The organism is Thermomicrobiales bacterium (genome assembly GCA_041390825.1).
GTDB lineage: Bacteria > Chloroflexota > Chloroflexia > Thermomicrobiales > UBA6265 > JAMLHN01.
Map to the genome: position 1 here is coordinate 29,690 of JAWKPF010000011.1, position 23,906 is coordinate 53,595.

25 protein-coding genes are annotated in these 23,906 nt (G+C 62.0%); 9 read left to right on the forward strand and 16 right to left on the reverse strand.

All coding sequences use genetic code 11. The features are described 5' to 3' along the window. Nucleotides 1-507: 507 nt before the first annotated feature. Nucleotides 508-993, forward strand: a complete 486-nt coding sequence (locus tag R2855_07070) for a DinB family protein (protein MEZ4530778.1) — start codon at nucleotides 508-510, stop codon at nucleotides 991-993. On the opposite strand, the gene R2855_07075 is transcribed toward R2855_07070, so the two are convergent. The 4 genes from R2855_07075 to R2855_07090 all read right to left on the reverse strand — a co-directional run bounded on the left by R2855_07075 (nucleotide 994) and on the right by R2855_07090 (nucleotide 6,150). Continuing rightward, nucleotides 994-2,655, reverse strand: coding sequence for an ABC-F family ATP-binding cassette domain-containing protein (locus tag R2855_07075; GenBank protein ID MEZ4530779.1), 1,662 nt, complete (start codon nucleotides 2,653-2,655; stop codon nucleotides 994-996). Between the two features lie 39 nt (nucleotides 2,656-2,694). After that, entirely contained in the window at nucleotides 2,695-3,789 is a 1,095-nt protein-coding gene (locus tag R2855_07080) for a serine hydrolase (GenBank protein ID MEZ4530780.1), read from the reverse strand. Nucleotides 3,790-3,972: 183 nt separating this feature from the next. Further along, entirely contained in the window at nucleotides 3,973-5,040 is a 1,068-nt protein-coding gene (locus R2855_07085; protein ID MEZ4530781.1) for a serine hydrolase, read from the reverse strand. A gap of 303 nt (nucleotides 5,041-5,343) precedes the next feature. Continuing rightward, the gene (locus R2855_07090; GenBank protein ID MEZ4530782.1) at nucleotides 5,344-6,150 is read right to left on the reverse strand and encodes a class I SAM-dependent methyltransferase; all 807 of its coding nucleotides are present in this window, start codon (nucleotides 6,148-6,150) and stop codon (nucleotides 5,344-5,346) included. A 147-nt stretch (nucleotides 6,151-6,297) separates the two neighbouring features. On the opposite strand from R2855_07090, the gene R2855_07095 reads away from it, so the two are divergent. The 3 genes from R2855_07095 to R2855_07105 all read left to right on the forward strand — a co-directional run bounded on the left by R2855_07095 (nucleotide 6,298) and on the right by R2855_07105 (nucleotide 7,601). Next, nucleotides 6,298-6,696: a VOC family protein gene (locus R2855_07095; GenBank protein MEZ4530783.1), complete on the forward strand. Its 399-nt coding sequence runs from the start codon at nucleotides 6,298-6,300 to the stop codon at nucleotides 6,694-6,696. Nucleotides 6,697-6,723: 27 nt separating this feature from the next. Next, complete coding sequence (locus R2855_07100) at nucleotides 6,724-7,155, forward strand: hypothetical protein (protein MEZ4530784.1); 432 nt, start codon at nucleotides 6,724-6,726, stop codon at nucleotides 7,153-7,155. A gap of 161 nt (nucleotides 7,156-7,316) precedes the next feature. After that, nucleotides 7,317-7,601 carry a hypothetical protein gene (locus R2855_07105; GenBank protein ID MEZ4530785.1) on the forward strand — a complete coding sequence of 95 codons (285 nt, stop codon included), beginning with the start codon at nucleotides 7,317-7,319 and terminating at the stop codon, nucleotides 7,599-7,601. A gap of 152 nt (nucleotides 7,602-7,753) precedes the next feature. Here R2855_07105 and R2855_07110 read toward each other — a convergent pair whose 3' ends face one another. From R2855_07110 to R2855_07155, 10 genes are all read right to left on the reverse strand, one after another. After that, the gene (locus R2855_07110) at nucleotides 7,754-8,023 is read right to left on the reverse strand and encodes a hypothetical protein (GenBank protein MEZ4530786.1); all 270 of its coding nucleotides are present in this window, start codon (nucleotides 8,021-8,023) and stop codon (nucleotides 7,754-7,756) included. Between the two features lie 66 nt (nucleotides 8,024-8,089). Next, nucleotides 8,090-9,487, reverse strand: coding sequence for a tRNA uridine-5-carboxymethylaminomethyl(34) synthesis GTPase MnmE (gene mnmE / locus R2855_07115; protein ID MEZ4530787.1), 1,398 nt, complete (start codon nucleotides 9,485-9,487; stop codon nucleotides 8,090-8,092). A gap of 156 nt (nucleotides 9,488-9,643) precedes the next feature. Further along, on the reverse strand, nucleotides 9,644-10,627 hold the full coding sequence (locus tag R2855_07120) for a PfkB family carbohydrate kinase (GenBank protein ID MEZ4530788.1): 984 nt from the start codon (nucleotides 10,625-10,627) through the stop codon (nucleotides 9,644-9,646). Between the two features lie 121 nt (nucleotides 10,628-10,748). Next, nucleotides 10,749-11,555 (reverse strand): RNA-binding cell elongation regulator Jag/EloR, encoded by an 807-nt coding sequence (gene jag / locus R2855_07125; GenBank protein ID MEZ4530789.1) that lies wholly within the window; start codon nucleotides 11,553-11,555, stop codon nucleotides 10,749-10,751. A gap of 108 nt (nucleotides 11,556-11,663) precedes the next feature. Beyond that, nucleotides 11,664-12,806, reverse strand: a complete 1,143-nt coding sequence (locus R2855_07130) for a YidC/Oxa1 family membrane protein insertase (protein MEZ4530790.1) — start codon at nucleotides 12,804-12,806, stop codon at nucleotides 11,664-11,666. Nucleotides 12,807-13,208: 402 nt separating this feature from the next. After that, entirely contained in the window at nucleotides 13,209-13,430 is a 222-nt protein-coding gene (yidD, locus tag R2855_07135) for a membrane protein insertion efficiency factor YidD (protein MEZ4530791.1), read from the reverse strand. Between the two features lie 73 nt (nucleotides 13,431-13,503). Next, a complete protein-coding gene (gene rnpA / locus R2855_07140; GenBank protein MEZ4530792.1) occupies nucleotides 13,504-13,845 on the reverse strand; it encodes a ribonuclease P protein component in 342 nt (113 codons plus the stop codon). A gap of 124 nt (nucleotides 13,846-13,969) precedes the next feature. Next, nucleotides 13,970-14,137, reverse strand: a complete 168-nt coding sequence (gene rpmH / locus R2855_07145; GenBank protein ID MEZ4530793.1) for a 50S ribosomal protein L34 — start codon at nucleotides 14,135-14,137, stop codon at nucleotides 13,970-13,972. A gap of 232 nt (nucleotides 14,138-14,369) precedes the next feature. Further along, complete coding sequence (locus tag R2855_07150; GenBank protein ID MEZ4530794.1) at nucleotides 14,370-14,690, reverse strand: hypothetical protein; 321 nt, start codon at nucleotides 14,688-14,690, stop codon at nucleotides 14,370-14,372. 110 nt (nucleotides 14,691-14,800) lie between these two features. Next, nucleotides 14,801-15,250 (reverse strand): PqqD family protein, encoded by a 450-nt coding sequence (locus R2855_07155; protein MEZ4530795.1) that lies wholly within the window; start codon nucleotides 15,248-15,250, stop codon nucleotides 14,801-14,803. 708 nt (nucleotides 15,251-15,958) lie between these two features. On the opposite strand from R2855_07155, the gene R2855_07160 reads away from it, so the two are divergent. The 4 genes from R2855_07160 (at nucleotide 15,959) to R2855_07175 (ending at nucleotide 20,904) form a co-directional block, all read left to right on the forward strand. Further along, the gene (locus tag R2855_07160) at nucleotides 15,959-16,780 is read left to right on the forward strand and encodes a GNAT family N-acetyltransferase (protein ID MEZ4530796.1); all 822 of its coding nucleotides are present in this window, start codon (nucleotides 15,959-15,961) and stop codon (nucleotides 16,778-16,780) included. A 331-nt stretch (nucleotides 16,781-17,111) separates the two neighbouring features. Next, nucleotides 17,112-18,128 carry a GNAT family N-acetyltransferase gene (locus R2855_07165; protein ID MEZ4530797.1) on the forward strand — a complete coding sequence of 339 codons (1,017 nt, stop codon included), beginning with the start codon at nucleotides 17,112-17,114 and terminating at the stop codon, nucleotides 18,126-18,128. Nucleotides 18,129-18,149: 21 nt separating this feature from the next. Beyond that, nucleotides 18,150-19,604, forward strand: coding sequence for an MFS transporter (locus R2855_07170; GenBank protein ID MEZ4530798.1), 1,455 nt, complete (start codon nucleotides 18,150-18,152; stop codon nucleotides 19,602-19,604). A gap of 115 nt (nucleotides 19,605-19,719) precedes the next feature. Beyond that, complete coding sequence (locus R2855_07175; GenBank protein MEZ4530799.1) at nucleotides 19,720-20,904, forward strand: amidohydrolase family protein; 1,185 nt, start codon at nucleotides 19,720-19,722, stop codon at nucleotides 20,902-20,904. A gap of 35 nt (nucleotides 20,905-20,939) precedes the next feature. On the opposite strand, the gene soxR is transcribed toward R2855_07175, so the two are convergent. Continuing rightward, entirely contained in the window at nucleotides 20,940-21,422 is a 483-nt protein-coding gene (soxR, locus tag R2855_07180; protein MEZ4530800.1) for a redox-sensitive transcriptional activator SoxR, read from the reverse strand. A gap of 94 nt (nucleotides 21,423-21,516) precedes the next feature. Between soxR and R2855_07185 the strand changes: the two genes are divergently transcribed. After that, nucleotides 21,517-22,950, forward strand: a complete 1,434-nt coding sequence (locus R2855_07185; protein ID MEZ4530801.1) for an MFS transporter — start codon at nucleotides 21,517-21,519, stop codon at nucleotides 22,948-22,950. Nucleotides 22,951-22,967: 17 nt separating this feature from the next. On the opposite strand, the gene R2855_07190 is transcribed toward R2855_07185, so the two are convergent. Continuing rightward, nucleotides 22,968-23,897: a carbohydrate ABC transporter permease gene (locus R2855_07190; GenBank protein MEZ4530802.1), complete on the reverse strand. Its 930-nt coding sequence runs from the start codon at nucleotides 23,895-23,897 to the stop codon at nucleotides 22,968-22,970. Nucleotides 23,898-23,906: the final 9 nt, after the last annotated feature.

Below are 23,906 nucleotides of genomic sequence, written 5' to 3' on the forward strand. Positions count from 1 at the left end.
GCAATTGGGTCTGGGGAGAACGTCCAATGTGTTAGGTAGCTCCAATCATCTTATTCCTCTTTCGTGAGAAATCAACCACCTACGCTGGATTTCCCCACGTTTGCACATGTTTCCGCAGCGCTCCGTTCGGTCCGGTTGTTCGCGGCCATTGGCTTCATTTCGGGAAGATTGGGAATATCCCGCAATGGTTCGACCGTCCCCGAGGCCACCGCGCGCGGACACCTCCAAAGTCCGCCGAAATCGGCCCACACGGGTATCGAATGCGCTCCGTTTTCGACCGTACGAGATTGACATCCCTCCTTTCCGTCCTTCCGCGTACGTTCTGACACGGCTCACGCAACCGTGCCGTCAGGCGACACGTCACGTATGCTCTCCCGCGTCGAACCACGAAGCGCTGACGTGTGATGCGAACGACATCCTCTGTCTCCATCATGGGGTTCGCATAGAACTACTCAACTATGAAAATCGAAGCTGGAACACACGCAAGACAGGAGCAATATGGATTCGGTGCTACGTAATCAATTGATCGAACGCTATCGAGAGGGCCCTGCTGAGGTCGACCGCGCGCTTGCCGGAATCACCGAGGACGAGCTCGATTTCCGCATCGCCGACGGGGAATGGACCCCGCGTGAAGTCGTGCATCACCTGGCGGACAGCGAAATGACGTCGGCTATCCGCATCCGCCGGCTGATTGCTGAGAAGGAGCCGCTGATCGTTGGGTACGATCAGGAGGAATTCGCCCGCAGGCTCTACTACGGGCGTCCGATCGCGGGTTCGCTTTTGGCGCTCGCGGGCGCCCGCATGTCGACTGCCGACTTCCTTGCGGAGTTTCAGGAGAGCGACTGGGAGCGTTTTGGGACCCACTCGGAGTTCCCCGGGCCATTCACCGTGATCGGTTGGCTTGAGTACTACGCCGACCACGCGCACGACCACGCTGACCAAATTCGACGATCGCGTGCGGCGTACCGCCAGCGAGCGGGCGTTTCCGGCTAGCTATCGAACCGCGGTGGCGGTCGTCAAAATCACACCGTTCTCGGGGTGCTCGTCATACCAGGCGAAGTTGCCTGGGTAGTCTGTGAGGATGCCGTCCCGCAACTCGAGCGTTCGTGTACAGATGCGTTCGAGAAAGTAGCGGTCGTGCGAGACCGACAGGATGGTTCCCGGAAAGTCGCCGAGCGCAGTTTCCAGCGCCTCGATCGCCTGGAGGTCGAGATTGTTCGTCGGTTCGTCCAGCACGAGGAAGTTCGCGCCGCCAAGGATGAGACCAGCAATCTGCAGGCGTGCTTTCTCACCGCCGGAAAGCCGTCCGATCTGCGTCATGCCGACTTCCCGATCGAGCTGCAACGAACCAAGGAAGCTGATTGCCTGTTGCTCGTTGTACGGCTGCAATCGTCGGATGTACTCGATCGCGGTGAGTTTGGCGGGCAGATTCTCCTGCTCCTGGGCATACCAACCGAGCACGACCGCCGGCCCCAGCCGTACAGAACCACTCGTCGGCGCAACCTGACCTGCCAGGACACGCAAGAGGGACGTCTTTCCCGCTCCATTCGGACCCACCAAACCAATGCGCTCGCCAATACGGATCTCCAAATCGAACGGCCTGGCGATGTCGCGATGCGGGTAGGCGAACGAAGCGGCGTGTGCATCCAGCACGACGGTCGCGCCGCGCTCGGTCGAGAACGAGAAGTTGGCCGGGCGACGATCGAGATTGGGTATTCGGGTCGCCTCCAGCTTTTCGCGTTCTTCTTCGAGCTTGCGCCGCATGTTTTCAGCACGCGGGGCGAACTTCGGGTTTTGGCGCGCCCATTGGGTGAGCTGCTCGGCGCTGGCTTTGAGCTTCTTGAACTCGCGCTCCTGGAGCTCGCGCAGCTCGGTGGCCCGCTCATGACGAGATTGCCGCTCCGCGCGGTAATAGCTGTAGTTCCCGTGATAGACGGTGATCTTGCCGTGAGTGAGCTCGAAGATGCGGTTCGAGATGCGATCGACGAAATAGCGGTCATGGGTGATCGTCGCAACGGCGCCGTCCGACCTGCTGAGCAACCGTTCCAGCCACGCCTTGGCTTCCAGGTCGAGGTGGTTGTCGGGTTCGTCGAGCAAGAGCACATCTGGCTGCGCCGCCAGCAAGCCGGCCAGCGCGACGATCTTCTTCTCCCCACCGGATAGCTGCCCAACCGGTTTTCCCCAATCGGCTTCGGGCACTCGCAATCCAGAAAGAATGTCGGCGCCCGGCAACGGCACCCGATCGTCACGCACCTCTTCGATGCGCGCAAGTGTGTGGGTGTATTCGTCCATGACCGCAGTGAGCTGCTCATCGTCGAGCGGTTCACCCATGCGGAGTTCGAGCCGAGTGAGATGCAAATCGAGCGCGTCCGGATCGCCCGCTGCCAAAGCAACCGTTTCCAGCACGGTCATTTCGGGGTCGATTGCCGTCTCCTGATGCAGGTACCCGATATGCAACCCGCGGCGTGCCGTCACCGCGCCCGATTGCGGTGTCAGCTCTCCTGACAGCAGGCGAAAGAGGGTCGACTTTCCTGCCCCGTTCGGGCCCAGGAGCGCGAGCCGGTCGCCGGACTTGATCTCGAACGAAACGTTCTCGAAGACTTGGTGCCCGCCGTGGGCATAGCTAATACCGTTTGCCTGTAACAGAAGCGCCATATGCGCAGCGTAGCACGACGGAGCGGGAGTGCTGCGCGGTCAGGCCGCCGGTGTTGCCTCGGTTGTGTCGTCGAATGCGGGGAGATCGAATACGCCCGCCGCGATCAGGGCCAGGCGTTGCTCGACTTCGGTGGCGCGGTCGTCGTCGGGCAACCCAAGCGACAGAAGCGCGACAGCGCGAACGTCGCCAGATGGCAATACGATGAACCCAACATCGTTGACCACGTCTTCCAGATTTCCTGGCTTGTCGATGGCTGTATAGCCCTCTGGCAGCAGAAGCGGGATTCGATCTCCGATGAGTTGCTCTTCCAGGATGCCTCTGATGTGCTCGGACACAAAGGGGGAGATCAGTGTATTGGTCGAGAGCTTCTGCATATACGTCGCCATGTCGAAGGGAGTGGTGATATTGACCGGACCAAGTTGTGCCGCGGCTTCGATATAGGCTCTGGCAGCGTCGACATCGGCCTGGGTGGCATCCGAAGCGGTTTGCGGGGGCCAAATCGGCAGGGTAGTCGGATCACCTTGCAGCCAGGTCTCGTTCATGCCGATGATCTCAGCAGTCTCACGCAGCGATTCGGGCGAGGTGAGCTCGAGCATTGTCAATCCAGCGACATTGCTGGAGTAGGCTCCGGCCGCGAAGAGCAGATCTTCCAGAGTGACCTGGGCGCCTGCTTCGTCATTGGCAAAATACATGTCGCCGCCTCCAGCCTCGAACAACTCCGACGCCAGGGTGTAGGTCTGCTGAAGTGAAAGCTCGCCCGCCTCGACCTTGCGCAGGATGTCGGCCATGAGAATGAGTTTGTAGGTCGACGCAGCCACGAAGGGCACATGCGCATTCCGGGTGACGATGATCTTGTCGTCTGGGCCGAGCACCACGACCCCGTACACCCCCTGCTCCCCCTGAAGCAGCGCGGTGGTTGCCGCCTGTTCCGGCGAGGTCGGGATCCCGTCGATGAATTCGGGCGTGGGCGGAATCGTGGGGGTGTTCGTCGGTGGGACTGTGAAGATTGGCGTGACCACCTGAGCAACCTCGGTGGTTGCCGTCGCGGTGGGCTCCTCGTTCACCGGTTCGCCTTCACTGCCGCAAGCTGCAAGGAGCGCACCCGGAATCGCCAGGACCAGCGCTGCAGCCATGAAGCGCCGAAGCGCCGAAGGATGCCGGGTTGCTGAACTCGTCGTTTGGGTTGCCACACGTCTGCCCGACTGCAATCGGTTCGATGCCCCGATTGTACGCGCCGCAACCGGCGCAATTCGTGCGCAACGTCCCAGCTTTCGTTCAGGCTTTGCGGTTCTTCGGTCGAATGCAGCCGGAAGCTGCTAGAAATCGGTGCTGCCGGCGGCGATCAGGCCGAGCAACGCGAGAATCTCGGTCGCATGGCCTTCATCGATGATGCCCGCGGAATAGGCCGCCACCGCGCGGGGTCCGGAATCGAGGAAGAGGATCCCGGTGTCGTTGACCGCGCCGGTCAGATTGCCTGGTTTGTCCGCCACCGGAATGTCCCACAGGTACGCCGGCAGCCGGTCGCGAATCGTGTTGTTGAGCAAGATATCCACGATCTGCTCGCTCACCCAATGCGAAACCACCGTGCCGTTGATCAGTCCCACCTGATAGACCGCCATGTCATACGGGGTCGTGATGTTGACCCATCCCTCTTCCTCGTACGACTCGATGATGTAGGACATCACAACATCGATGTCCTCCTGGGAGGAATCGACGCCGACCTGCGGCGGCCAATAGGGCAGCTCGTAGGGATTCGCGAAGAGATAGGTTTGGGTCATACCGATCTCATGCGCGGTCTGGTTGAGCGCGTCTGGCGTGGTGAGCGTCAGCAACGTGAGCGCGCTGACATTGCTGGACCAGGCGCCGACCGCGAACAAGAGTTCGCTGATCGGTTTGTAGCTTCCGGCATCGCCCCAGAGGAAGTACATGTCTCCCCCGCTCTTGTCGAAGAGCGCCGGATCGAGATAGACCTCCTGATCGAGCGAAAGCTCGCCCTGCTCGACCCGCTTCAGGATGTCTGCCATGAGCACGACTTTGTACGTGCTGGCCGTCACGAATGGGGTGCGGCTGTTGTACGACGACACGATGTAGCCATCGGCTTCCATCACGACGAAGCCGTAGACACCCTCCTGGCCGGAGAGAAGGTCATTCGCGGCCGCCTGTTCGGCGGACTCTGGCCAATAGCCATTCGGCGTTGGCGTGGGAAGCGGAGTCGGAGTATTGGTGGCAGTGGGAATTGGGGTGATGATGGGAGTGACGATCGCGGGCATAGTGGGCGATTCATACGCCGGCGCAGCAGCGATGACATCACCCGAATCAGGCGCATCAGAACGCGAGCACGCAGACAACACCAAGCTCAGCAGCAGGATCGCCACTGAGGTCACCAACCATGGGTTTGCTTGCTGGCATATACGCCGGCGCGGGACACCGAGCATTGCGCTGTCGCATCGGCCCGATGCCTCAGCGCGCGCGGTTTCGGGGCCGCGCTCGGCGGATGGCATTCGGGGTCCATCGTCGAACAAATTCTGATTCGATTATACCGGACGAACGACAGAAATGCGCCCTCGAAATCGTGACGATGCGTCACTTGGGACACGCTGACAACCAGCGTTCGTACGCAGTGAATCAGCGATCCTCCAGTTGCAGATCGCTCGCGGGGTGACTCCTGGGAATGCCGCAGCCGCTGGCTATTTGACGCCACGCACGGTGAGCGCCCGGATGGGGAGACGGAATGCCGCGCTCTCGACCGGGGCGAGCTCGGCGCGCAGCCGCTCCCGCAGCCGAGCCTGGGCCTCGTGCGGCAGCCCGAGCAGGAACCTGCTGGCGGGTCCGTAGCCCGCCAGGAATGGGGTCCAGTAATCGTCGAAGTCGACGAACTCGGCGTCGAATTCGATGGCGCCCGTTTCGACGGCGTTGAGCTCGGCGGACTGGAAGAGCCGCAAGAGTCGAACGGGATCGCAGATGGGATAGACCGTGCGTTCGTCGACGGAAGCTGCTCCATCTGGATCGATGGCGGAAGCTGCTTCCCAGAACTTCGCGCGGGGCGCGAACCCACCCGCATAGTCCCAGACATAGGCTCCCACCGCGCCGCCACGGCGAGCGGCACGCAGCATCTCCCGAACCGCGCTCAACTGGCCAGCCGCGGGCAAGACGTTGATGACCAGGCCGGAGACGACGGCGTCGTATTGATTGGAAGCGACCGGAAGCGCGCGCGCGTCCCCAACTTCATAACGCACGCGCGCATCCTCGATCTGTCGCCGGGCATAGGCGATATAGGTCGAAGAGGGATCGACTCCCACAATCTCCTTCGGCTGCTCGACATCGAGCACCGCCTGGATCAACGCGCCGGTACCACACCCGACATCGAGCCAACGACCGTTCTTCCCAGCATCGAGCCAATCGAGAAAACGAGGCGCCACCATGCGGCTCCATCGTCCGGTCAATGGCTCATACGCTTCGCCGGCAGTGGCAAGCTGAGTCGGGTTCTGGTTCACCGTAACGGGCCTCCCGGCCGAGAATCGATTTCGATTCGGTCAATGTAGCAGAGAGCGGCGCACCGGAAACGCTTGACAGACGCGAACATCAGTTCTACGGTTGCTCCACAATGCGCGTCCCGCCGAGATTGGTAGACTGGAGACACCATGAGTGACGTCCGATTCGGCTATACGATCGTCTATGTTCCCGAGGTTCAGGCCGCGCTCGACTTCTATGCGCGCGCATTTGGATTCGAGCCCGGCTTTGTATCGCCGGATGGCTCCTACGGCGAACTGCAGACCGGGTCGACCACGCTTTCGTTTGCCTCGGAAGCGCTTGGAGCGTCCCATTTCGCCCATGGCTTCCTGCGTCATTCTTTGGCAAATCCGCCATTTGGCACCGAACTTGCCTTTACGACGCCGGACGTCGATGCCACGGTTGCCGCGGCACTGGATGCCGGCGCGCATCTCCTGGTTCCCGCGGAACTGAAGCCGTGGGGACAAACGGTCGCCTGGGTGCGCGATCCGCACGGTGTATTGATCGAGATATGCACGCCAATCGGGTAGTCGAGCCCGAACGATTCGAGGGGATCTGTGCCGCGCGTCGATTGTTTGTTGCTCGTCGATTCGGCGCAGGTTGCCAATGGCAAACTCTACATTCTTGGCGGTGGCTGGGCTCGCTTGACGACCACGCAGGCGCCCGTCACGCGCAGCTTCGAGACGGCCATTCGGGTCGTGGTTCCCTGGACGGAAACCAACCGGCCGCATGCGTTGGAACTTCAACTGGAGAACGAAGACGGTCAGGCGTTGCTGGAGCAACCCGTAAAAGCGGAAATCCGCGTCGGGCGCCCAGCATCCTTGAAAGATGGCACCGATCAGGTGGTGCCGCTTGCGCTGCGCCTTGGTCCAGCCACACTCGAACGGGAAGGACGGTTTGCCGTGATCGTGCGCTGCGAAGGCGAAGAAATCGCCCGCACCGCATTCGATCTGGTCTTGAACCGGCCGCAGCCGGCTGGGATGGGGTGAGGGCGGGGTGCTGGGGGCCGGAGTCCGGAGTCCGGAGAACGTTTGCAGGCGTGAGGCCGTGAGAATGTGGGTGTGTCAGGCTGAGTCAATATGCTCAGCTGTTCGCGACGGCAAGGGATGAGTTGTTCAGGATTCGGGAGCGAGCTCAGGTGTTTTTCGAAATGCCGGTCGTCGTCCCAGACGCCGAGCTCGGTGAAACCAGTGGCGAGATAGAGCGCGATGGCGTCGGTCCAATCGTGGGTGGTTTCGCAGACGAGTCGGCAATAGCCGCGAGCACGGGCAGCAGCTTCGAGTTGCGCGACCAGGCGTTTGCCGAGTCCCTGGCCACGTGCGGACTTGGCGACGCTCATGCGGACGATGCGGCCCGTTTCGGCATCTTCCCGCAGCAATCCGGCTGTGCCGACGATGACGCCAACAGGGTCTTCGGCAACAAAGAAATCGGCTGACTCGGGAGGATAGTGGGCGGCAATATCGTCCACATCTGGGTTGAGTGTTTCGTCGATGAAACCCCAATGCTCGCCCAACCCGGCAAGGATGAGCGCGCGGGCGGCAACCTGATCGTCCGGCCGAAATCGGCGAATGGTGGCGAGCGTCTGACTCATAGTCCTGGAATCGCCCAGCCGACCAGACGCGCGATCAGCATGACAAAGGCGCACAGCCCGAGAACGAAGATGATCCCGACGATCAATAGCGTGGCGGAGAGCCCGAGGCAACACCCGCCTCCACCAGAAGACGTGTAGACGCGCCCGGTGAACTGCGGCGGCGGCATGGATTGCGACGGGGGCGGCTCGGCATCGTCGATCGGCTGCTCGCGCACATCGATGACACGATAGTCCTCGACCTCGATGATCTCGCGCTGATCCGACACCGTTTCGCTCCCTGTGACGCCGGCGCGCTGTCAGTCGCCGATCGGGTGAAGTGTAGTCTGGTGGAGCTATTTCCCAATGCAGAAGCGGCTGAAGATCTCGGCAAGCACCGCGTCGTCGACAGCTTCGCCAGTGACCTCGCCGATCGCATGCAGAGCAGCACGAACGTCTGAGGCCATCAGATCGAGCGGGAAACCGGCTGAGCGGGTATCGGATGCCAGCTGAAGATGCTCGAGCGCGCGCTCGATCGCCCATTGCTGGCGAGCGTTGAGCAACGCGGGCTGCGCATGCTCGGACAGATCTGATCGCAACAACGCGCCGATGGCCGTTTCCAGGGCGGGCAAGCCATCACCCGTGGCGCAAGAGAGCGGAACCACGGGAGCATCCGGCAAGAGCGCCAGCACGTCAGCCTGAGACGCCTGGACCGGCAGATCGGTCTTGTTGATCACGATGGCGACGCTGGCTCCCGACGCAGACACACGCTCGGCGAGTGTGCGCGCGATTTCCAGATCGGACTCGTTCGGCGCATCCGACCCGTCGAGCACCAGGATCGCCGCAGCCGCAGTTGCGAGCGCCCGGCGGGTTCGCTCGATACCGAGTTGCTCGACCAAATCGACCGTCTCGGCGATACCGGCCGTATCGAGCAACGTCACCGGGATTCCGTCGATGACCGCGCTTTCGGCAACCACGTCGCGGGTGGTGCCGGCGATGGGCGTGACGATCGCCCGGTCGTGACGCAGCAGCAGGTTGAGCAAACTGCTCTTGCCCACATTCGGCCGTCCCACGAGAGCGATCTGCGCACCGTCCCGTATAAGCTGGCCGGCACGCGAGCCGGCGATCACCGCCGAGAGCGCCTCGATCGCCACGGCGAGATCGGCGTCGATGTCGGTGGCGGGAATCTCGTCATCCGGGAAATCGGCCGCGGCATCGAGATAGGCCAACAGGGAGACGATCGCGTCGCGAGCCGGGATCAATCGGCGGGTCAGATCGCCCCGTAAGTCGCCGAGCGCCAGTTGCAGCCCCTCCGCGGTACGGGCGGAGATGACATCGAGCACTGCTTCGGCCTGGGCCAGGTCGAGCCGGCCATTGACGAATGCCCGGAGCGTGAATTCACCCGGTTCGGCATGCCGCGCTCCGGCGGCTATGACCACACGCAACGTTTCTTGCAGCGGCAGGCGTCCGCCATGACACGAGATTTCGACCGTATCTTCCGTCGTGTAGCTGTGCGGGTGCGCCATCCAGGTCAGGAGCACATCGTCGATGAGCGCATCGGTGGCTGGATCGACGACCTGACCATAGAAAACGCGATGCGATTGCTTGGCCGTCAGGTGGAGCGATGTGCCTCGCGCCGAACGAAAGACCCGAGCGGCGATCTCCGCGGCGTCGGGACCGCTGATGCGGATCACCCCAAGCGCGCCCAGACCGGGCGGCGTGCTGATGGCGGCGATGGTGGCGGAATCGAGCATGGGGTTCGAGGCAAGAGGCAACGGGCAAAAGGCAAAGGGCAAAAGGCAAGAGGCAACGGGCAAAAGGCGCTTGGATTGTTGCAGGACTTGGTTGGCGAAGTGGCTGGTCTTGCGTGGCGTCTGCTGACTGTTGCCTCTTGCCTGTAGCCGAATGAACTAACTCCTGATCGGCAATTCTTCGGCAGTGCGCATAAAGGCCTCGACTTCGGCGCGGGTGGGAATACTGTGCATCCCAATCTCGCGCAGGCTCATGCCGGATACCGCGGAGGCGAAGCGGGCCGCCTTCACTGCCGAGATGGTCCGATCGGTAGCGCCGATGAAGAACGACGCAGCAAATGTGTCACCCGCGCCGGTGTGGTCGGCGACATCGACTTTGAACGCCGGGATGTTGGCCCGCTGACCGCCATAGATCACCTTGGCGCCATCCTGGCCCATGGTGATGACGCCCAATCGGTTTGCACCAACCGCCTCGACGGTGTCACGGCACAGCGCGATCTCCTCCTGGCTGACGATGATGCAGTCGAGCCGGCTGACCAGCTCTTTCGGCAAGCGCAGATGCCCCTGGGTCACCTTGCCACCCCCTGGTTTCGGCCAGTCGCGCATCCATCCTTGCGGGGTTGCCCCAAGAAAGAACGGCGTGAGCGATCCGGTTTGCTTGGGGTCGATCTCCTGCGCGATCGGGCCAAGGTGAATGATCTTGGCGTTGCGCCAGTGGGGTGGTAGTCCCCGCAGGTCGATTGGTCCTGCCCAATGCGGCAGCTTCTGCGTGCGGCGGCCACCCGTGTATTCATTGACGAACATCGTTGTGGTGTCGGCATCCTGCACGATGATCTGCAGCTCTCCGGCGTACTCCTCCAGCGAAGGGATCTCGTATCCCTCCACCTCACGACCGTAGACGCCGCGGGTGAGCACCGCGGTTCGCCACCCGAGCCGGGCAGCCGTCAGCGCCGAATAAAGCGCCGTGCCGCCCAGGACCACCTTGCCATTGGGATGGATATCGCCGCAGATATGGCCAATTACCAGATATTCGGGCGTGCGGGACGTTTGCATGCCGGACAGCGATCGGTCGCCGGTCAACGGCTGCCGTTTTTGCGTCGCCGGTTTGGCCGCTCGTCGTTCACCGTTCGTCTCTGACACCATGGCCCTCGCTTCCTGCTTCGTTGCGCCATTGTGAAGGCGCGGCCCGGCGTTGTCCATGAACAACGCCGAACCGCGCTCTGAATTGCTTCGAAAGGGGTAGGCCGCGACGACCGGGGTCCGATCAGCCGCGCGGCATGACTGTGATGCGCCGGTCCTGGCCCTCGCCGTTGCTCTCGGTGGCCACCTCGGGATGCTCCCGCAGGGTCATATGCACCACACGCCGTTCGTTGGGCGGCATTGGCTCGAGCACGATTGGACGTCCACTGCGCGAAACCTGGCGTGCGACCCGCTCGGCCAGCGCGATGAGCGACTCCTCGCGCCGGGTGCGATAGGCCTCGACATCGACGATGACCCGGGTGTAGTCACCCAGGCGCTTGTTGGCAATGAGATTCACGATGTATTGCAGATGCGCCAGATGCTCGCCCCGTCGGCCGATCAGCAAGCCAAGATCTTGCCCCAGCACATCGATGAAAATCGTGGGGGGATCCTCCTCGCCGGAATCCATCGACGACGGATTGTCCGTGGCGACGACCTCGGCCACGATGCCCATATGCCCAAGCAGCTCGGCAACGATTTCCTTGGCAATCGCCTCGTCCTCGGTGTCGGCGCGGTTTGGATCGTAGACACGCGGAGGAGGAGCCGGCTGGCGATCGCGCCGGTGTCCTTCGCCCCGCTGTGAGGGTCGATCGCCGGGCGCGCGCCGCTGGGACTTGGGACGTCCCGTCTCTTTCTGACTCGGTTTGCCGCTGGGGATTGGCTGAGAGGCCATCCCCTTGGCGGTCACACGCACGAGCGCTTCGGCATCCTCATCTGGACCAGCGTCTGAGAGGACCTCGATATCGACATCGCTTTCGTCGAGGTCGAGCTGTTCGAGCGCGAGGCGGATCGCCTCATCGACCGACAGGGCCTGAATTTCGACACTTGTCATCCGGTTCGCCATTTGCTTCGAGCTCCCTCGATCTTTCGGATTTCCCTCTGCGGCCGATCACGTCTCGACCTCGAGGGGTGTAAGCGTTCCTGGTCTCCGCAACCCCCGCTAGGAGGTCTTGCGTGTCGAGCGTGTCCGTTTCGGAGCGCCCTTGGCCGAATGCCCATTGGACCTGGTGGCCGGCGCTTCATCATCCGCGCCGTCGGCTGCGGCTTGCGCCTGGACATTGCGTTCGTGCTGTTGCCGCTTGTTTCCCTTCCTGGAGGTGGTGGTAACCCGCGCGGTCTTGACCGGGGTTTCCTCGATCTCCTCGTCGACGGTCACTGCGCCCTGGCGGGCTGCCTGCTGGGCCTGCGCTTCTTCCATCTTGGCCTGGAACCAACCCATGACACCCTTCGGGCGGATCGGCGTGCCGTCCTCACTCAGGACCACGAATTCCGATGGGTCACGCGGTGGCCGATAGCCCAGCCGACGATGCTCTGGCAGCTCGGGCAACCAGGGGAACCAGTCCTTCATGGAGCCCCAGCCGGTGATGAGCCACTGCTGCACGACGGAATAGACGCTCTGCGTGACCCAGTAGATGACCGGGCCGGAAGCGAAGCTCCATCCGAAGAGCACCACGGTAATGGGCAGGAAATTCATCATCGTGTTCATCATGGCCTGCTGGGGATCGGACGATTTCCCCATCCCGGCCGGACGCATCATCTTGGTCTGGATGAACTGGAAGACACCCGCCATGATCGGGAGGATGTGGTACGGATCTGGCTCGGCGAGACTGGGCAACCAGAGGAAGCCGCCAGCCCAGAGATCTGAGATCGGGAAATCCACGTTGCCATTGGACAGATGCAGGATGGCCCGATAGAGACCGAGGAAGATCGGCATCTGGATGAGCATCGGGAGACAGCCGGCCATGGGGTTGGCCTGATACTGGCTGTAGAGCTTGGTCGTCTCCTGATAGAGCTTCTGCTTGTCCTTGGCGTATTTCTTCTGCAGTTCCTTGATCTTCGGCTGCAGCTCCTGCATCGCGCGGCTCGAACGCGTCGCCTTGATGGTCAGCGGCAGCAGCAGGGTCTTGATGATGATCGTGAAGACGATCACCGCCAGTCCGGCGCTATGCAGATGAACCGCGAGGAAATTGAGCGCGCGTTCCAGAAGATCGACGAACGCATTCCAACCGGGAGGCGAAGGAAACGACGGTATGGACAGCAACGGCTGCAGGATGCCGCTTACTAGGTCAAACGATTCGAGCACGAAGCCTCCGCGCGGTCGAGGACGAGTTCTTGGAACCTGGCGCCGAAGCGAGCACCGGCGCGCGCACGGCAAACCGCTGCCATGAAGCGAGTCGACACATGGTTGTCACACCGTCGGAATGCCGGATTCGGCGATTACCTACCCACCACTGCTCCCGGGCGAACCGAACCGGCGCGCATGCGCAGCCGATCCGCCGATCCAGCGGCTAAGCGGTAAGCATAAAGAACCACGGGGTTTTGGTCCAGCGGCACGGCACGCGGCACGCGGCACGCAGCACGCAGCACGCAGCACGCAGCACGCAGCACGCGGAGAACGATAGGCGAATTGTGCTCATGGGCGACGCCTCATCTGAGCACAACCGATCTTCGACGCCTCTGCCTGCTGTCTGCCGCGTGCCGCCTGCTAGTCTGGGACGGGGTCGTAGCCGCCTGGGGTCCAGGGGCCGCAGCGGAGAAGACGCTTCAAGCCGAGCCAGGAACCTTTGATGGCGCCGTGCTTCTCGATGGCTTCGTAAGCGTAGACCGAGCAGGTCGGCTGGAATCGGCACGCCGAAGGGAAGAACGGCGAAAGAAAGATCTTGTAGAAACGGAGCAACGCCAGGGGAATGACGGTGGTGATCTTCATAATGTGGGGATGATAGTGCGTGCGCTCAGGCGCCTGCCATGGTCCGTTCCAGAGAATACGTCACCGGGACCCGCTAGAGAAGGCGCGCGCGCTGAAACAATGTGGTGAGGGTCTCTCGCGCGACCTCGAGGCCGGTCAGCTCGTCCGGGCCGCCCCGCACGATGACCACGATATCGTGCCCCGGTTTCAACGTTGGATGCAGCTCGCGCAGGACTTCGCGCACGAGGCGTTTGCATCGGTTGCGCTCGTGCGCTTTGCCCACCTTCTTGCCGGCGATGACCGCATACCGGTTCGGGCGCGGATCGTCGGGATGGGCGAAAACACGAATCACGAGGGGACCCAACGCCTGGGCCCTGCCTCGTGATCGGGCATTGCGGACCTCCCAGTCTTCGCGAAGGCGGAGCGAGCGGTCCATGACGTGCGCGGAAATGGGAGATAGGAAATGGGAAATGGTAGAAACAACTGCCCCGTCTCGGGCTACGCTAGTTGGCCGTGCGGCGTGCGCTATTTCCTATTTCCGATTTCCTATTTCCGCTCTCCTACTTGTTCTGCGTGAATTTCTTCTCGTCGCGGACGGTGAGCTTCCAGCGGCCCTTGGCGCGGCGGCGCTGCAGTACAGCCCGGCCACCCTTGCTGGACATGCGGGCCAGGAAGCCGTGCTCGCGCAACCGAGGGATTCGCTTCGGCTGATAGGTTCGCTTGGTCATGGTCTCCGTGCTCCCGTCGCCCGATTAGCTGAGCGATCTCTTGGTTCGTGCTGGTATCGAGCGTCGATGGTCACAAAAACGCGCCGCTGCGATGACGCAGCGGCAGCGTGGAAGTTTACGAAAGTCGCCCAAAAGCGTCAAGGCCGATTCCGCCAGAACGATGAACGAGGCGGACCGAACGGCCCGCCTCGCTCGCGCTCTCGTAGCGTTTGTCAGCTCTCCAGCGACGATATCAGCTGGATTGCTCTTCGGTGATCTCCTGCTCGCCCTCACTGCTGGTGTCCACGATCTCAGTCGGCTCGGGTTGAGATTCGACGACTTCCACAGGGGCTGGCTGGCTCTCGACGACCTCGACTGGAGCCACCTCTTCGACTATCGGCTCAATAGCTTCGGTCTCGGGCGCTGCTTCCTGCTCCAGGGCGTCGATGGCTTCGAGGTCGACGTTGCCTTCCTCGTCGGTGGCGAGATATGGGTCGTCTGAATCGACTCCTCCAGTTGCAGTGGAACCGTTATCACAGAGTTCATCTTGTGCCTTTTGACCGCAAAGAACCACGAAGCAGACACAGCATCTCCTGCGGCCGGTACCGCCGCTTATGCAGCATAGCCTGACCCGCCAGTGACGGTCTCAATGACAAGTTGAAGCGGCACAAGACGCGAATGCCACTACCGCATGAACCCAGGCACACTGGCCAATAGCGTAAGGCTGAGGCAGCATCGGGTACAGTTATGGACTTGACACAGGCAGTCCGACGCGCCAACAAGCCCAGCAGCAATCAACTTGGACGCGCGCCGGCGGTTGAGCGTCGAGTCCCACTGAGCGCTCGGCGACTGCAACAGCCCCGCCTCACCCAATTCACTCACGGTGGATTCCACCAACTCGATGGGCAATCCCAACTCACTCGCAATGCGATTCGTCGAATTGACGCCGTCACATGCCTGCCAAATCTGGGCCGCCGCCAGGTTCAGCGTGTGGTACTGCATCGACTCGCCATCGAGAATGACGAGGTCATCGCCTACCCGTTCGACCGCAAAATCGCTCAACGGACGCGCCGCCGGTATTGCTTGATAGATATCGCCGGGTGTTGTTGCCTTTTCCTGGATGTTTTCGCTCACGAGAGACTTCACTCCTGCCGCACACGGAGGGTTGCTCGAACTGATGGTTGCCGGAAGCTGAACGAGTTCCGGTTATTCCGGTTCTTCCGGCTATTCCGGGTTCGCCGGACGCGGATACTACTATGTCTGGCCAATCTTTTCCAAGGTGGCGGAGCAAAGCAATGGCCTGGCGGCGAACCATCGAGCACTCGCTGGCATCCTGACAGGAACTCGCAAACGGGCCTGAGTTGCCGAATCCGTGTCACGCCCTCGCGACCGGGCAACCCGAAGTGTCGACGACGCTCGCACACGCACCCTTGGGCGATTGCGCACCTGCAGTTTGCAGATAACGTTTTCTCAACGGAACCAGCGCGTGCCACGCGCTGTGCCCACGGGACCAACGCATTCGCTCTGTACGTACCCGTGTACGAACGCGTGTGTTCGCGTCCAGCGAACGGACCTGCCTACCGCAAAATGCCACCACGGCACAAAATCCCGCATAAACACTGGGGTTTTCCGGTCCACTCAGCAATCGAATCCTCTGTACAAACGGTCTGAACGTGCACTACCATACGTTCACCCCGAACACAGCCCCGATGTGTTTGACCCGAGTTGGGCCTGGCCGCCCAGCTTGTGCGCAATCCATCCGATCGGCTGTGCCCTCGGCGCTCGGCGCCGGGTTCCCCGCGTTGTTCGAACGCTCCTGCTGCGCTCGGATGGAGGATCCGGATGGTTACCGAGCTGGTACGCACCGTTACCCGTGTCGAAGAGGAAGGCGAGGCGGTTCGTACCCTGGACTACCTCGGCCGTTCCTTTTTCAGCGGATACCGTCTTGCCAAGTTCGCGCTCGATTCCTGGTCGTTGTTGGGCCGATCGGAATCGGTCGATTGGCTGGACCCCATGCATTCGGCCCGGCCGATCATCGAGGTTTGGCGGCAAGATGACCATACCGGACGTCCGATCGGCGCGATGACCCTGCACTACTACCATTGGAATCGGATTCGCCGGCAGCACTATTTCTCGATCATTCCCAATCCGCGCCAACCGAAACGGTCGCGTATCTTCGTGCTGCCGTTCGAGGAGTTGGTCAGTCGCGAACTGGGTATGGTCACCGCGCCATGTGTGGCCGTCGAGCTGGGGTACGTCGCGGTCGCGCCGGAAGCGCGCGGCAAGGGTGTGGGCGGCGCATTCTTCGATACGTTCATGGACCGCGCGCGGCTGCTGGCGCCCGAGCGGAATCTGGCGTTCACCATCGTCATGGCACGGCATGCTCACATGCCATGGGGCGCGGCATTGATGAGCCATCTGATCGAGCGGGGCGCAACGTCGCAACGCACGGCCATCCTCCTGTCCGAGGTCGGTCTGGAGCTGAATCACCCGCCTGATCTCTGGGACGTCAGCGACACAGCGCAACCGACCGCCTGGATGGCGGAACGGCGCGGGATGGACGTCATCGGCTACGGGAAAAATCTCGGTCAGGTTTGGGCAGGGCGCTCGGGTCAGATCAGTCTCGAGCTTCCAGCTGCGCTCCGAGACAGAATGGTCGGATAGCGTCCGAATCACCAACTCCGGCCGTTTCGGCTGAAACGTGCCTTACTTCCTCAGCCAATTCGGGTACTCATGTCGAACTCCGGGCCAGGGACGTCTGCGCAATGCCGACTCCGGCTACTTACGCCATTTGTTCGAGTTCAACATTGGCGGATACGTATCGATCCGCAAGTTGATTAGGCACATTTGCCGATTCCAGGCCATCCCTCTTTACGTACAGTGAATGTGCGCCGGTTAGCCGGTGTTGGCGCCAGTCGGGCCCCGGTTTGGATGCGGGGTCTCCTGGCGACCAGAGCGTTCGAACTAATGGGATACACCAGGAGAAGAGGTTCAAGTGATTACGCGAGATGTCCGCTACGACGACGCCCCCATTCTGCAGCAGCACATGCGGGACACCCCGCAGGGAACCGATGGCATCGAGTTCTCGTTCGTCAACGAGCCAGATTTCTTCGCCCGCGCTCATGCCTATGAATCCTCGCGCACGCTGGTGGCCGAAGAAGCCGGACAACTCGCCGGTTCTGCCTCGTTTGCCGTGCGCGAATTGCTCGTTGCCGGTCAGTTGCGCCGAGTGGCGTACGAATTCCAGTACTTCACTGCGCCAATGTTCCGTCGAGCCGGTGTTGCTCGGAAGCTGCGCGCCCGAATCGATGAAGAGTTGCTGGCTGCGAGCGCCGACCTCTCCTCGGCAATCATCCTGCGTGAAAACGAAGCCTCGATCGGACTCTTCTCACAGTTCGGTTTTCGGCAGCGAGCGTCGCTCGTCGTGAACTTCATGATCGTCGAACACACGGATATGCGCCTCGACAACGGCGTCTCGCCTGCGCGGCGCGGGGAGCTCGACGAGATTGCCGAGCTCATCAACGAAACCTGGGCAGGTCACGACTTCTACGCCGCGATGACTGCTGCATCGCTCCGGCAGGCGCTCGAACGAATTCCAACGGTCGGGCTCGACCGCTTGTTCGTCAAGCGCGAGCAAGGTCGTATCGTGGCGTGCGCCGCGATTTGGGACTGGACCTATGTCCAGAAAGTGCTGGTGCATCACATCGCGCCAGAAGCGGCGTCGGTCTTCCCCACGCTTCGGCCGAACACGGTCGTCCAACAGTGGGGAGTAACGATGGTGGGCTACCGCTCCAGTAGGGCGCTGCGGAGCCTGTTGCTGCACATCTCGAATTTGGCCTGTCACTGCCGCATCGATCACGTCGCGCTTCCATTCGAGACCGATTCAGAACTCGCTGAAGCCACCAGCAAGATCGCGTCCGCGCAGATACAGGGCGATCTCTATCTTCGCCCGTTGACCGATCTTCCCGCACACGGACAGCGACCGATCTATCTCGACATCATCGACTTCTAGCACGTAGGCAAAGGAACTCTCATGCAACTGGAGCGCTCACCGCGCCCTTCCGCGTGGCGCGGATTCATTGCCGTTTGTGTCGGCATGTTCATGCTCTTGCTCGATGGCACTGTGCTGAATGTGGCGCAACGGTCGATTCGTGATGATTTCGATACGGACCTGACAGCCGTTCAATGGGTGATCGATATCTATCTCATCGCCTTTACCGTGCCGCTGCTGCTGTTCGGGTGGGCTGGCGACCGATTCGGTCAGCGACGAGTCTTTGCCTTTGGCACCGCGCTCTTCGTCTCCTCGTCGGCGCTCTGCGCGCTTGCGGGGTGGATGGGTGGTCCGTTCCTGTTGATCGCTGCGCGTGTGCTGCAGGGCATCGGAGGTGCGGCGATGCTCTCCCAGGTGCTGGCACTCGTGGTGGTGTTGTTCGCTCCGGAGCGGCGAGCCGCTGCATTTGGCATTGCAAGCGCGCTCGGAGGGCTTGCGGCGTTCACCGGTCCGCTTGTAGGTGGCGTTCTGGTCGAGCTGGCCGGCTGGGAAAGCGTCTTCCTCATCAACCTGCCAGTTGGCATCGGGGTGCTGTGGGGACTGAGGCGATACCTGCCGTCCGTGCCGAGATCGGCGCGCCATGTGCCGGTCGATCTGCCAGGCATCCTCTTTTCTGGCATTGCGCTGAGCGCCAGCGCGTTCGCCCTTATCGAGAGCGGGCACCGATCGTGGATGAGCGGTTCTGTAATAGGCGCCGTTGGCATTGCCGCTATCGCCGCAATCGCCCTGATCCAGTGGGAACGGCGCACGGCGAATCCGATGGTGCCCCTTTCGGTGTTTCGTGACCGGCACTTTGTCGGTGGCATGATGGGCATGATCGTGTTCAATCTCGGCTATGGCGGAATCATGCTGCCGCTCTCGGTCTATCTGCAGGATGGACTGGGAGAAAGTGCGTCCGAGGCGGGGCGGGCACTGGTTCCGCTGGCACTGGGGCTGACACTTTCCGCTCCCCTGGCTGGCCGATGGTCGGAACGCATCGGTCCCCCCCGGATGATGGCTGTTGGATTCCTGTTGACCGGATCGATGCTGTTGGTCACGGGCGTCACGATCGGTCGAGGAATCGCAGTCACGGCAGGACTCCTGGGAATAGTCGGCATCGGCGTTGGCATGACCATTTCGCAGGCGAACACGATTCCTATGCGATCGGTTCCAGCCGAGCTCTCGAGCCGTGCCTCGGGCGTGCTCAACCTGGCGCGCATGGCGGCAATGACGCTGAGCATCGCGATCGTGCCGACCATTTTTCATGGCGTAGCGAATCGGGCCTCTGGTCAAACGCAATCCGAGGCGCTTGCGAAAGGGGCGACCGTCGCGCTCACAATCGCCGGCATGACAATGCTGCTGGGCGCAGTTCTGTCGCTCTGCTTGCTGGTGCGGCCAGCAAGCGCAGGAGTACGGGTCATCTTGAAATCACGCAAGCCGGCAATGTCATCCCAATAGGGACAAGGAACGGCATCGTGCGAACCCGATATCCATCTACAACGGGATGGCACGAAATCGCATACGATGAACCTGTTGGGTCATGCGTTGATCTTGCATCGCGACAGGAGTGCAAATGACGCTGCTTCGGAATCTGCGCGCGCCGGACGGGGTCTTCATCGATCTGCTGGTCGAAGATGGGGTCATCGTTGCAGTCGGGCTGGTCGGCACGCTCGATAGCTCGGGCGAGGTGATCGATTGCGGCGGGCGTCTGGTCTTTCCCGGGTTCGTCGACGCGCACGCGCATATCGACAAGACGCTGCTCGGGCTCGGCTGGTATCCGAACGATGTCGGGTCGACCATCGAGGAGATGATCTCCAACGAGCGGCGACTGCGCATGGACCGCGGTATCGATTCCCACGCGCAATCGGCCGCAGTCGCCAAACGGATGATCGCCGCCGGGACTACGCATGTGCGCACCTTTGTCGATATCGATACCGAGATCGGGCTTTCCGGACTCGAAGGAGTGCTGCAGACGCGAGACGAGCTGAAGCATGCCATCACGATTCAGATCTGCGCCTTTCCCCAGAGCGGTCTGCTCATTCGGCCCGGAACGTTGGAGCTCATCGAAGAAGGATTGCGGATGGGAGCGGAGGTGGTCGGAGGACTCGACCCGTCGGCCATCGACCGCGATCCCAAGGGACAGCTGGACGCGATTTTCGCGCTGGCGGAGAAATACGACCGCGACATCGATATCCACCTGCACGAACCGGGCGAGCTGGGCGCGTTCGACGTGGAAGAGATCGCCGAACGGACCAGACGGCTCGGGTTCCAGGGACGGGTGGTCATCAGCCATGCGTTCTGTCTCGGCACGGTCGACGAAGATCGGTTCCGCGGACTGGTGGACCTTCTGGTGGAAAACGATATCGCCATCATGAGCCACGGGCCGAGCGGTCCGCGGGTCCCCCCGCCAGTGAAGAAGCTGCGTGAGGCCGGCGTGCGCATGTGCACCGGCAACGACGGAATTCGCGACGCCTGGGGACCGCTCAATATGCCGGACATGCTGCTACGCACCTTCCTGGTCGCCTATCGCAACAACTTCCGGCGGGACGCGGACATCCAGTTGGCGCTCGATATCGCCACCTATGGCGGAGCCAATGTGATCGGTGTAGAGAACTACGGTTTGGAGGTCGGGAGCAACGCCGACCTGGTGATCGTCGAGGGCGAGAACCACCTGGAGCCGATCTTCGAACGACCAGCGCGATGGCTGGTGCTCAAGGGTGGTCGTGTGGTAGCCCGGGAAGGCGCGTACGTGGCGTAGCCACCCGCCTGCAGCGCCGTACCCCGATCTTCAGGCTACGCGGACTCGTCGGTGTCCACAAGTAGTCGCCGCGGACCGGGACCTTCCCCGGAGAGCGTGTCGTCGGGGTTGAAAAGCACGCAGGTATCGAGCGACAAGCAGCCGCAACCGATGCAGCCGGTCAACTCGTCGCGCAGTTTCTCCATCTGCGCGATTCGGTGATCGAGCTCGGCGCGCCAACTGTTCGAAAGGCGCTGCCAATCGGCTCTCCCCGGTGGCCGGCCCTCGGGAAGTCCGTCCAGGGCAGCCTTGATCTCGGCGAGCGACATCCCCACCCGTTGCGCCACGCGGATGAATGCGACCCGGCGAAGGGTGTCGCGCCGGTAGCGTCGTTGGTTGCCGTACGTGCGGCGACTGGCGATGAGTCCCTGTCGTTCATAGAAGTGAAGCGCGGACACCGCCACGCCGCTCCGTTCGGCAAGCTGGCCCACGGTCAGTTCGGACGTTATCGCGGTTCGATGATCGAGCGGTTGGCTCATGCTTGACCTCAACAACGATTGAGGTTGTAGCATGATGAGACTTCGCGCCGCCAGCGTGGCTCGGCGCGACCGCACGATGAGGTTTCTCCGTCCAGTGTCCGAAGCGATCGCCATCGAGCTCCCGATCGAGGAGCAATCCAGGGAACCCGAACCCGTCGCCGCTCCCGATGCGCGCCAGTTCCGCACCGTGACCTTTGGCATGGTGTCGTTGGTCGTCTTGCTCGCCTACCAATCGCTGGCAGTCACCACCGCCATGCCGACAGTGGCCGAAGCGCTCGATGGTCTTTCGCTGTACGCGATGGCATTCGCGGTGCCGATGGCCACTGGCGTGATCGGTATGGTGGCCGCGGGCATCTGGTGCGACCGGCGCGGACCGGCAGGCGCGTTGCTGGCTGGGGTGACGCTCTTCATCATCGGCATGCTGCTGGTCGGCACCGCGCCGGTAATGGAAATGGTCGTCATCGGACGCGCGGTGCATGGGCTTGGATCAGGCCTGTTGCTCGTCTCGCTCTACGTGGTGATTGGGAGAGCCTATCCGGAGTCGCTGCGTCCGGGGGTGTTCGTCGCCATTTCGGCGGCCTGGGTGGTCCCATCCATCGTCGGACCGACGATCGCCGGGTTGACCGTGGAACACCTCGACTGGCGTTGGGTGTTTCTGAGCATGCCAATCCTGGCGATCCCGGCAGCTATTCTGGTGCGCCCTGCGTTGCGCATGCTCGATGACACCGTGCCAGACCCAAACTGGGACAAGCGGGGCGCCATCGTCAAGATCGGCTGGTCGTTGCTCGCCGCGATCGGCGCAGCAGTATTGCACTACGGTGGCGAGCGACGGGACATCGTTGGGATTTCCCTGATTGCCGCCTCGATAGCCGGACTCGCGTTGAGCAGTCCGCGTTTGCTGCCAGACGGCACCTTCCGTGCCGAACGGGGACTGCCCACCGTCTTCATCTTGCGCGGTCTGGTGGGTTCGGCGTTTATCGGCGCGGAGATCTATTTGCCTCTGCTGCTCGACCGGGAGCGCGGCTTTTCACCGGCGATGGCCGGATCGATCTTGACCATCGGGGGAGTGACCTGGTTCGCAGGATCGTGGTTGCGTGGGCGACTGGATACACGGATCGCGCCGGCAACCTTCGTGCGAACGGGCGCGGTTTCGCTCTGTATCGGGATCGCCAGCGTGGCGCTGCTGATCTGGGAACAGATTCCGGTGCTGATCGGCGTCTTCGGCTGGGGCTTTTCCGGGTTTGGGATGGGCCTGATCTACTCGTCACTATCGCTCTTGACGCTGCAGCTCTCGACACAAGCGGAACAGGGAAAGAACAGCTCGGCATTGCAGGTGTCCGAGGCGTTGGCAGTCTCGGTAACGCTCGCGTTGACCGGCACCGCCTTTGCCGCCATGGAGAGCCGAAACGTCGATGCCGGATATCTCATCTGCTTTGGCATCGCCTGGGCGCTCGCGCTCGGAGCAGTGCTCCTGAGTGGCCGGGTGCGGGTGAGCGGCGCGGGCGTGATTTCGACCAGCGACGCGTAAGGAACTGTCCGCTGCGGCTACTTGACCGCCCCGGCTGTGAGCCCCTTGACGATATAGCGCTCGAGGAAGATGCCGATGATCACCAACGGCAGAATCGTGATGGTGGCCAGCGCTCCGATCGACCACCAACGGGTGCCCTGCGAACCGGTCTGTCCCGCCAGCAAGATCGGCAATGTCGGGGCTCTCGCGCCAGCGAACGTCACCGCAAAGAAATACTCGTTCCAGCAGAGCACCAGCGCCAGGATGAACGAGGCCACAAAGCCCGGTGTCGCAATTGGCACGACGATCTGAAGAAATGTCTGCCAGATTCCGGCGCCGTCCACCAGGGCAGCCTGCTCCAGTTCATTCGGAATGGAATTGAACTGGTCGCGCATGATCCACACCACAATCGGCAGCGTCATGATGATGTACACCAGGATCAGCCCGGCCCGTGTGTCGAGCAGCGCCAGCGATTCCTTTCGATAAAGCACCAGCAGCGGCATGACCAGCGCGATTGGCGGAAGAATCAGCTGTGAGAGAAACCAGAAGGAGATGTCCTTGTTGCGCCATGGCCCGAACTTGTAGCTGAAGCGCGAAAGCCCGTAGGCCGCGAGTGAACCCGCCACGGTGGTGAGCAACGCCGCGCTGAGAGAGATGACCACTGAATTCTGATAGTGCTTGATCAGTTGGTCCCTGGTCGTGGATGCAATGTGAATCGTGTCGGGAGAGAGCCCGAGCGATTGATAGCCTTTCCAGCTCGGCTCGAACTGGACCCAGGGAATCAGCTTGAAGGCGTAGATGTCCTTTGCTTCTTTGAACGCGGTGGTAGCCGTCCAGTAGAGGGGGAACAGGCAGATGAACGCCCAGAGAATCAGGATGGCATACGTCAGGAACCGACCGACTGGCCGGCCAATCGATGGTCTCGCCCGTCTCGGCTCGATGATCTCGTGTGGGACCTGTGTTGCCATGCGTGCGAC

Excerpts from the sequence above, each read along its gene's own strand:
- R2855_07175 (MEZ4530799.1), top strand. The coding sequence starts at position 19,720 with ATGACGCTGCTTCGGAATCTGCGCGCGCCGGACGGGGTCTTCATCGAT.
- R2855_07080 (MEZ4530780.1), bottom strand. The coding sequence starts at position 3,789 with ATGGCTGCAGCGCTGGTCCTGGCGATTCCGGGTGCGCTCCTTGCAGCT.
- R2855_07105 (MEZ4530785.1), top strand. The coding sequence starts at position 7,317 with ATGCCGGTCGTCGTCCCAGACGCCGAGCTCGGTGAAACCAGTGGCGAG.
- R2855_07075 (MEZ4530779.1), bottom strand. The coding sequence starts at position 2,655 with ATGGCGCTTCTGTTACAGGCAAACGGTATTAGCTATGCCCACGGCGGG.
- rnpA (MEZ4530792.1), bottom strand. The coding sequence starts at position 13,845 with ATGGACCGCTCGCTCCGCCTTCGCGAAGACTGGGAGGTCCGCAATGCC.
- soxR (MEZ4530800.1), bottom strand. The coding sequence starts at position 21,422 with ATGAGCCAACCGCTCGATCATCGAACCGCGATAACGTCCGAACTGACC.
- R2855_07095 (MEZ4530783.1), top strand. The coding sequence starts at position 6,298 with ATGAGTGACGTCCGATTCGGCTATACGATCGTCTATGTTCCCGAGGTT.
- R2855_07160 (MEZ4530796.1), top strand. The coding sequence starts at position 15,959 with ATGGTTACCGAGCTGGTACGCACCGTTACCCGTGTCGAAGAGGAAGGC.
- mnmE (MEZ4530787.1), bottom strand. The coding sequence starts at position 9,487 with ATGCTCGATTCCGCCACCATCGCCGCCATCAGCACGCCGCCCGGTCTG.
- R2855_07190 (MEZ4530802.1), bottom strand. The coding sequence starts at position 23,897 with ATGGCAACACAGGTCCCACACGAGATCATCGAGCCGAGACGGGCGAGA.
- R2855_07120 (MEZ4530788.1), bottom strand. The coding sequence starts at position 10,627 with ATGGTGTCAGAGACGAACGGTGAACGACGAGCGGCCAAACCGGCGACG.
- rpmH (MEZ4530793.1), bottom strand. The coding sequence starts at position 14,137 with ATGACCAAGCGAACCTATCAGCCGAAGCGAATCCCTCGGTTGCGCGAG.
- jag (MEZ4530789.1), bottom strand. The coding sequence starts at position 11,555 with ATGACAAGTGTCGAAATTCAGGCCCTGTCGGTCGATGAGGCGATCCGC.
- yidD (MEZ4530791.1), bottom strand. The coding sequence starts at position 13,430 with ATGAAGATCACCACCGTCATTCCCCTGGCGTTGCTCCGTTTCTACAAG.
- R2855_07170 (MEZ4530798.1), top strand. The coding sequence starts at position 18,150 with ATGCAACTGGAGCGCTCACCGCGCCCTTCCGCGTGGCGCGGATTCATT.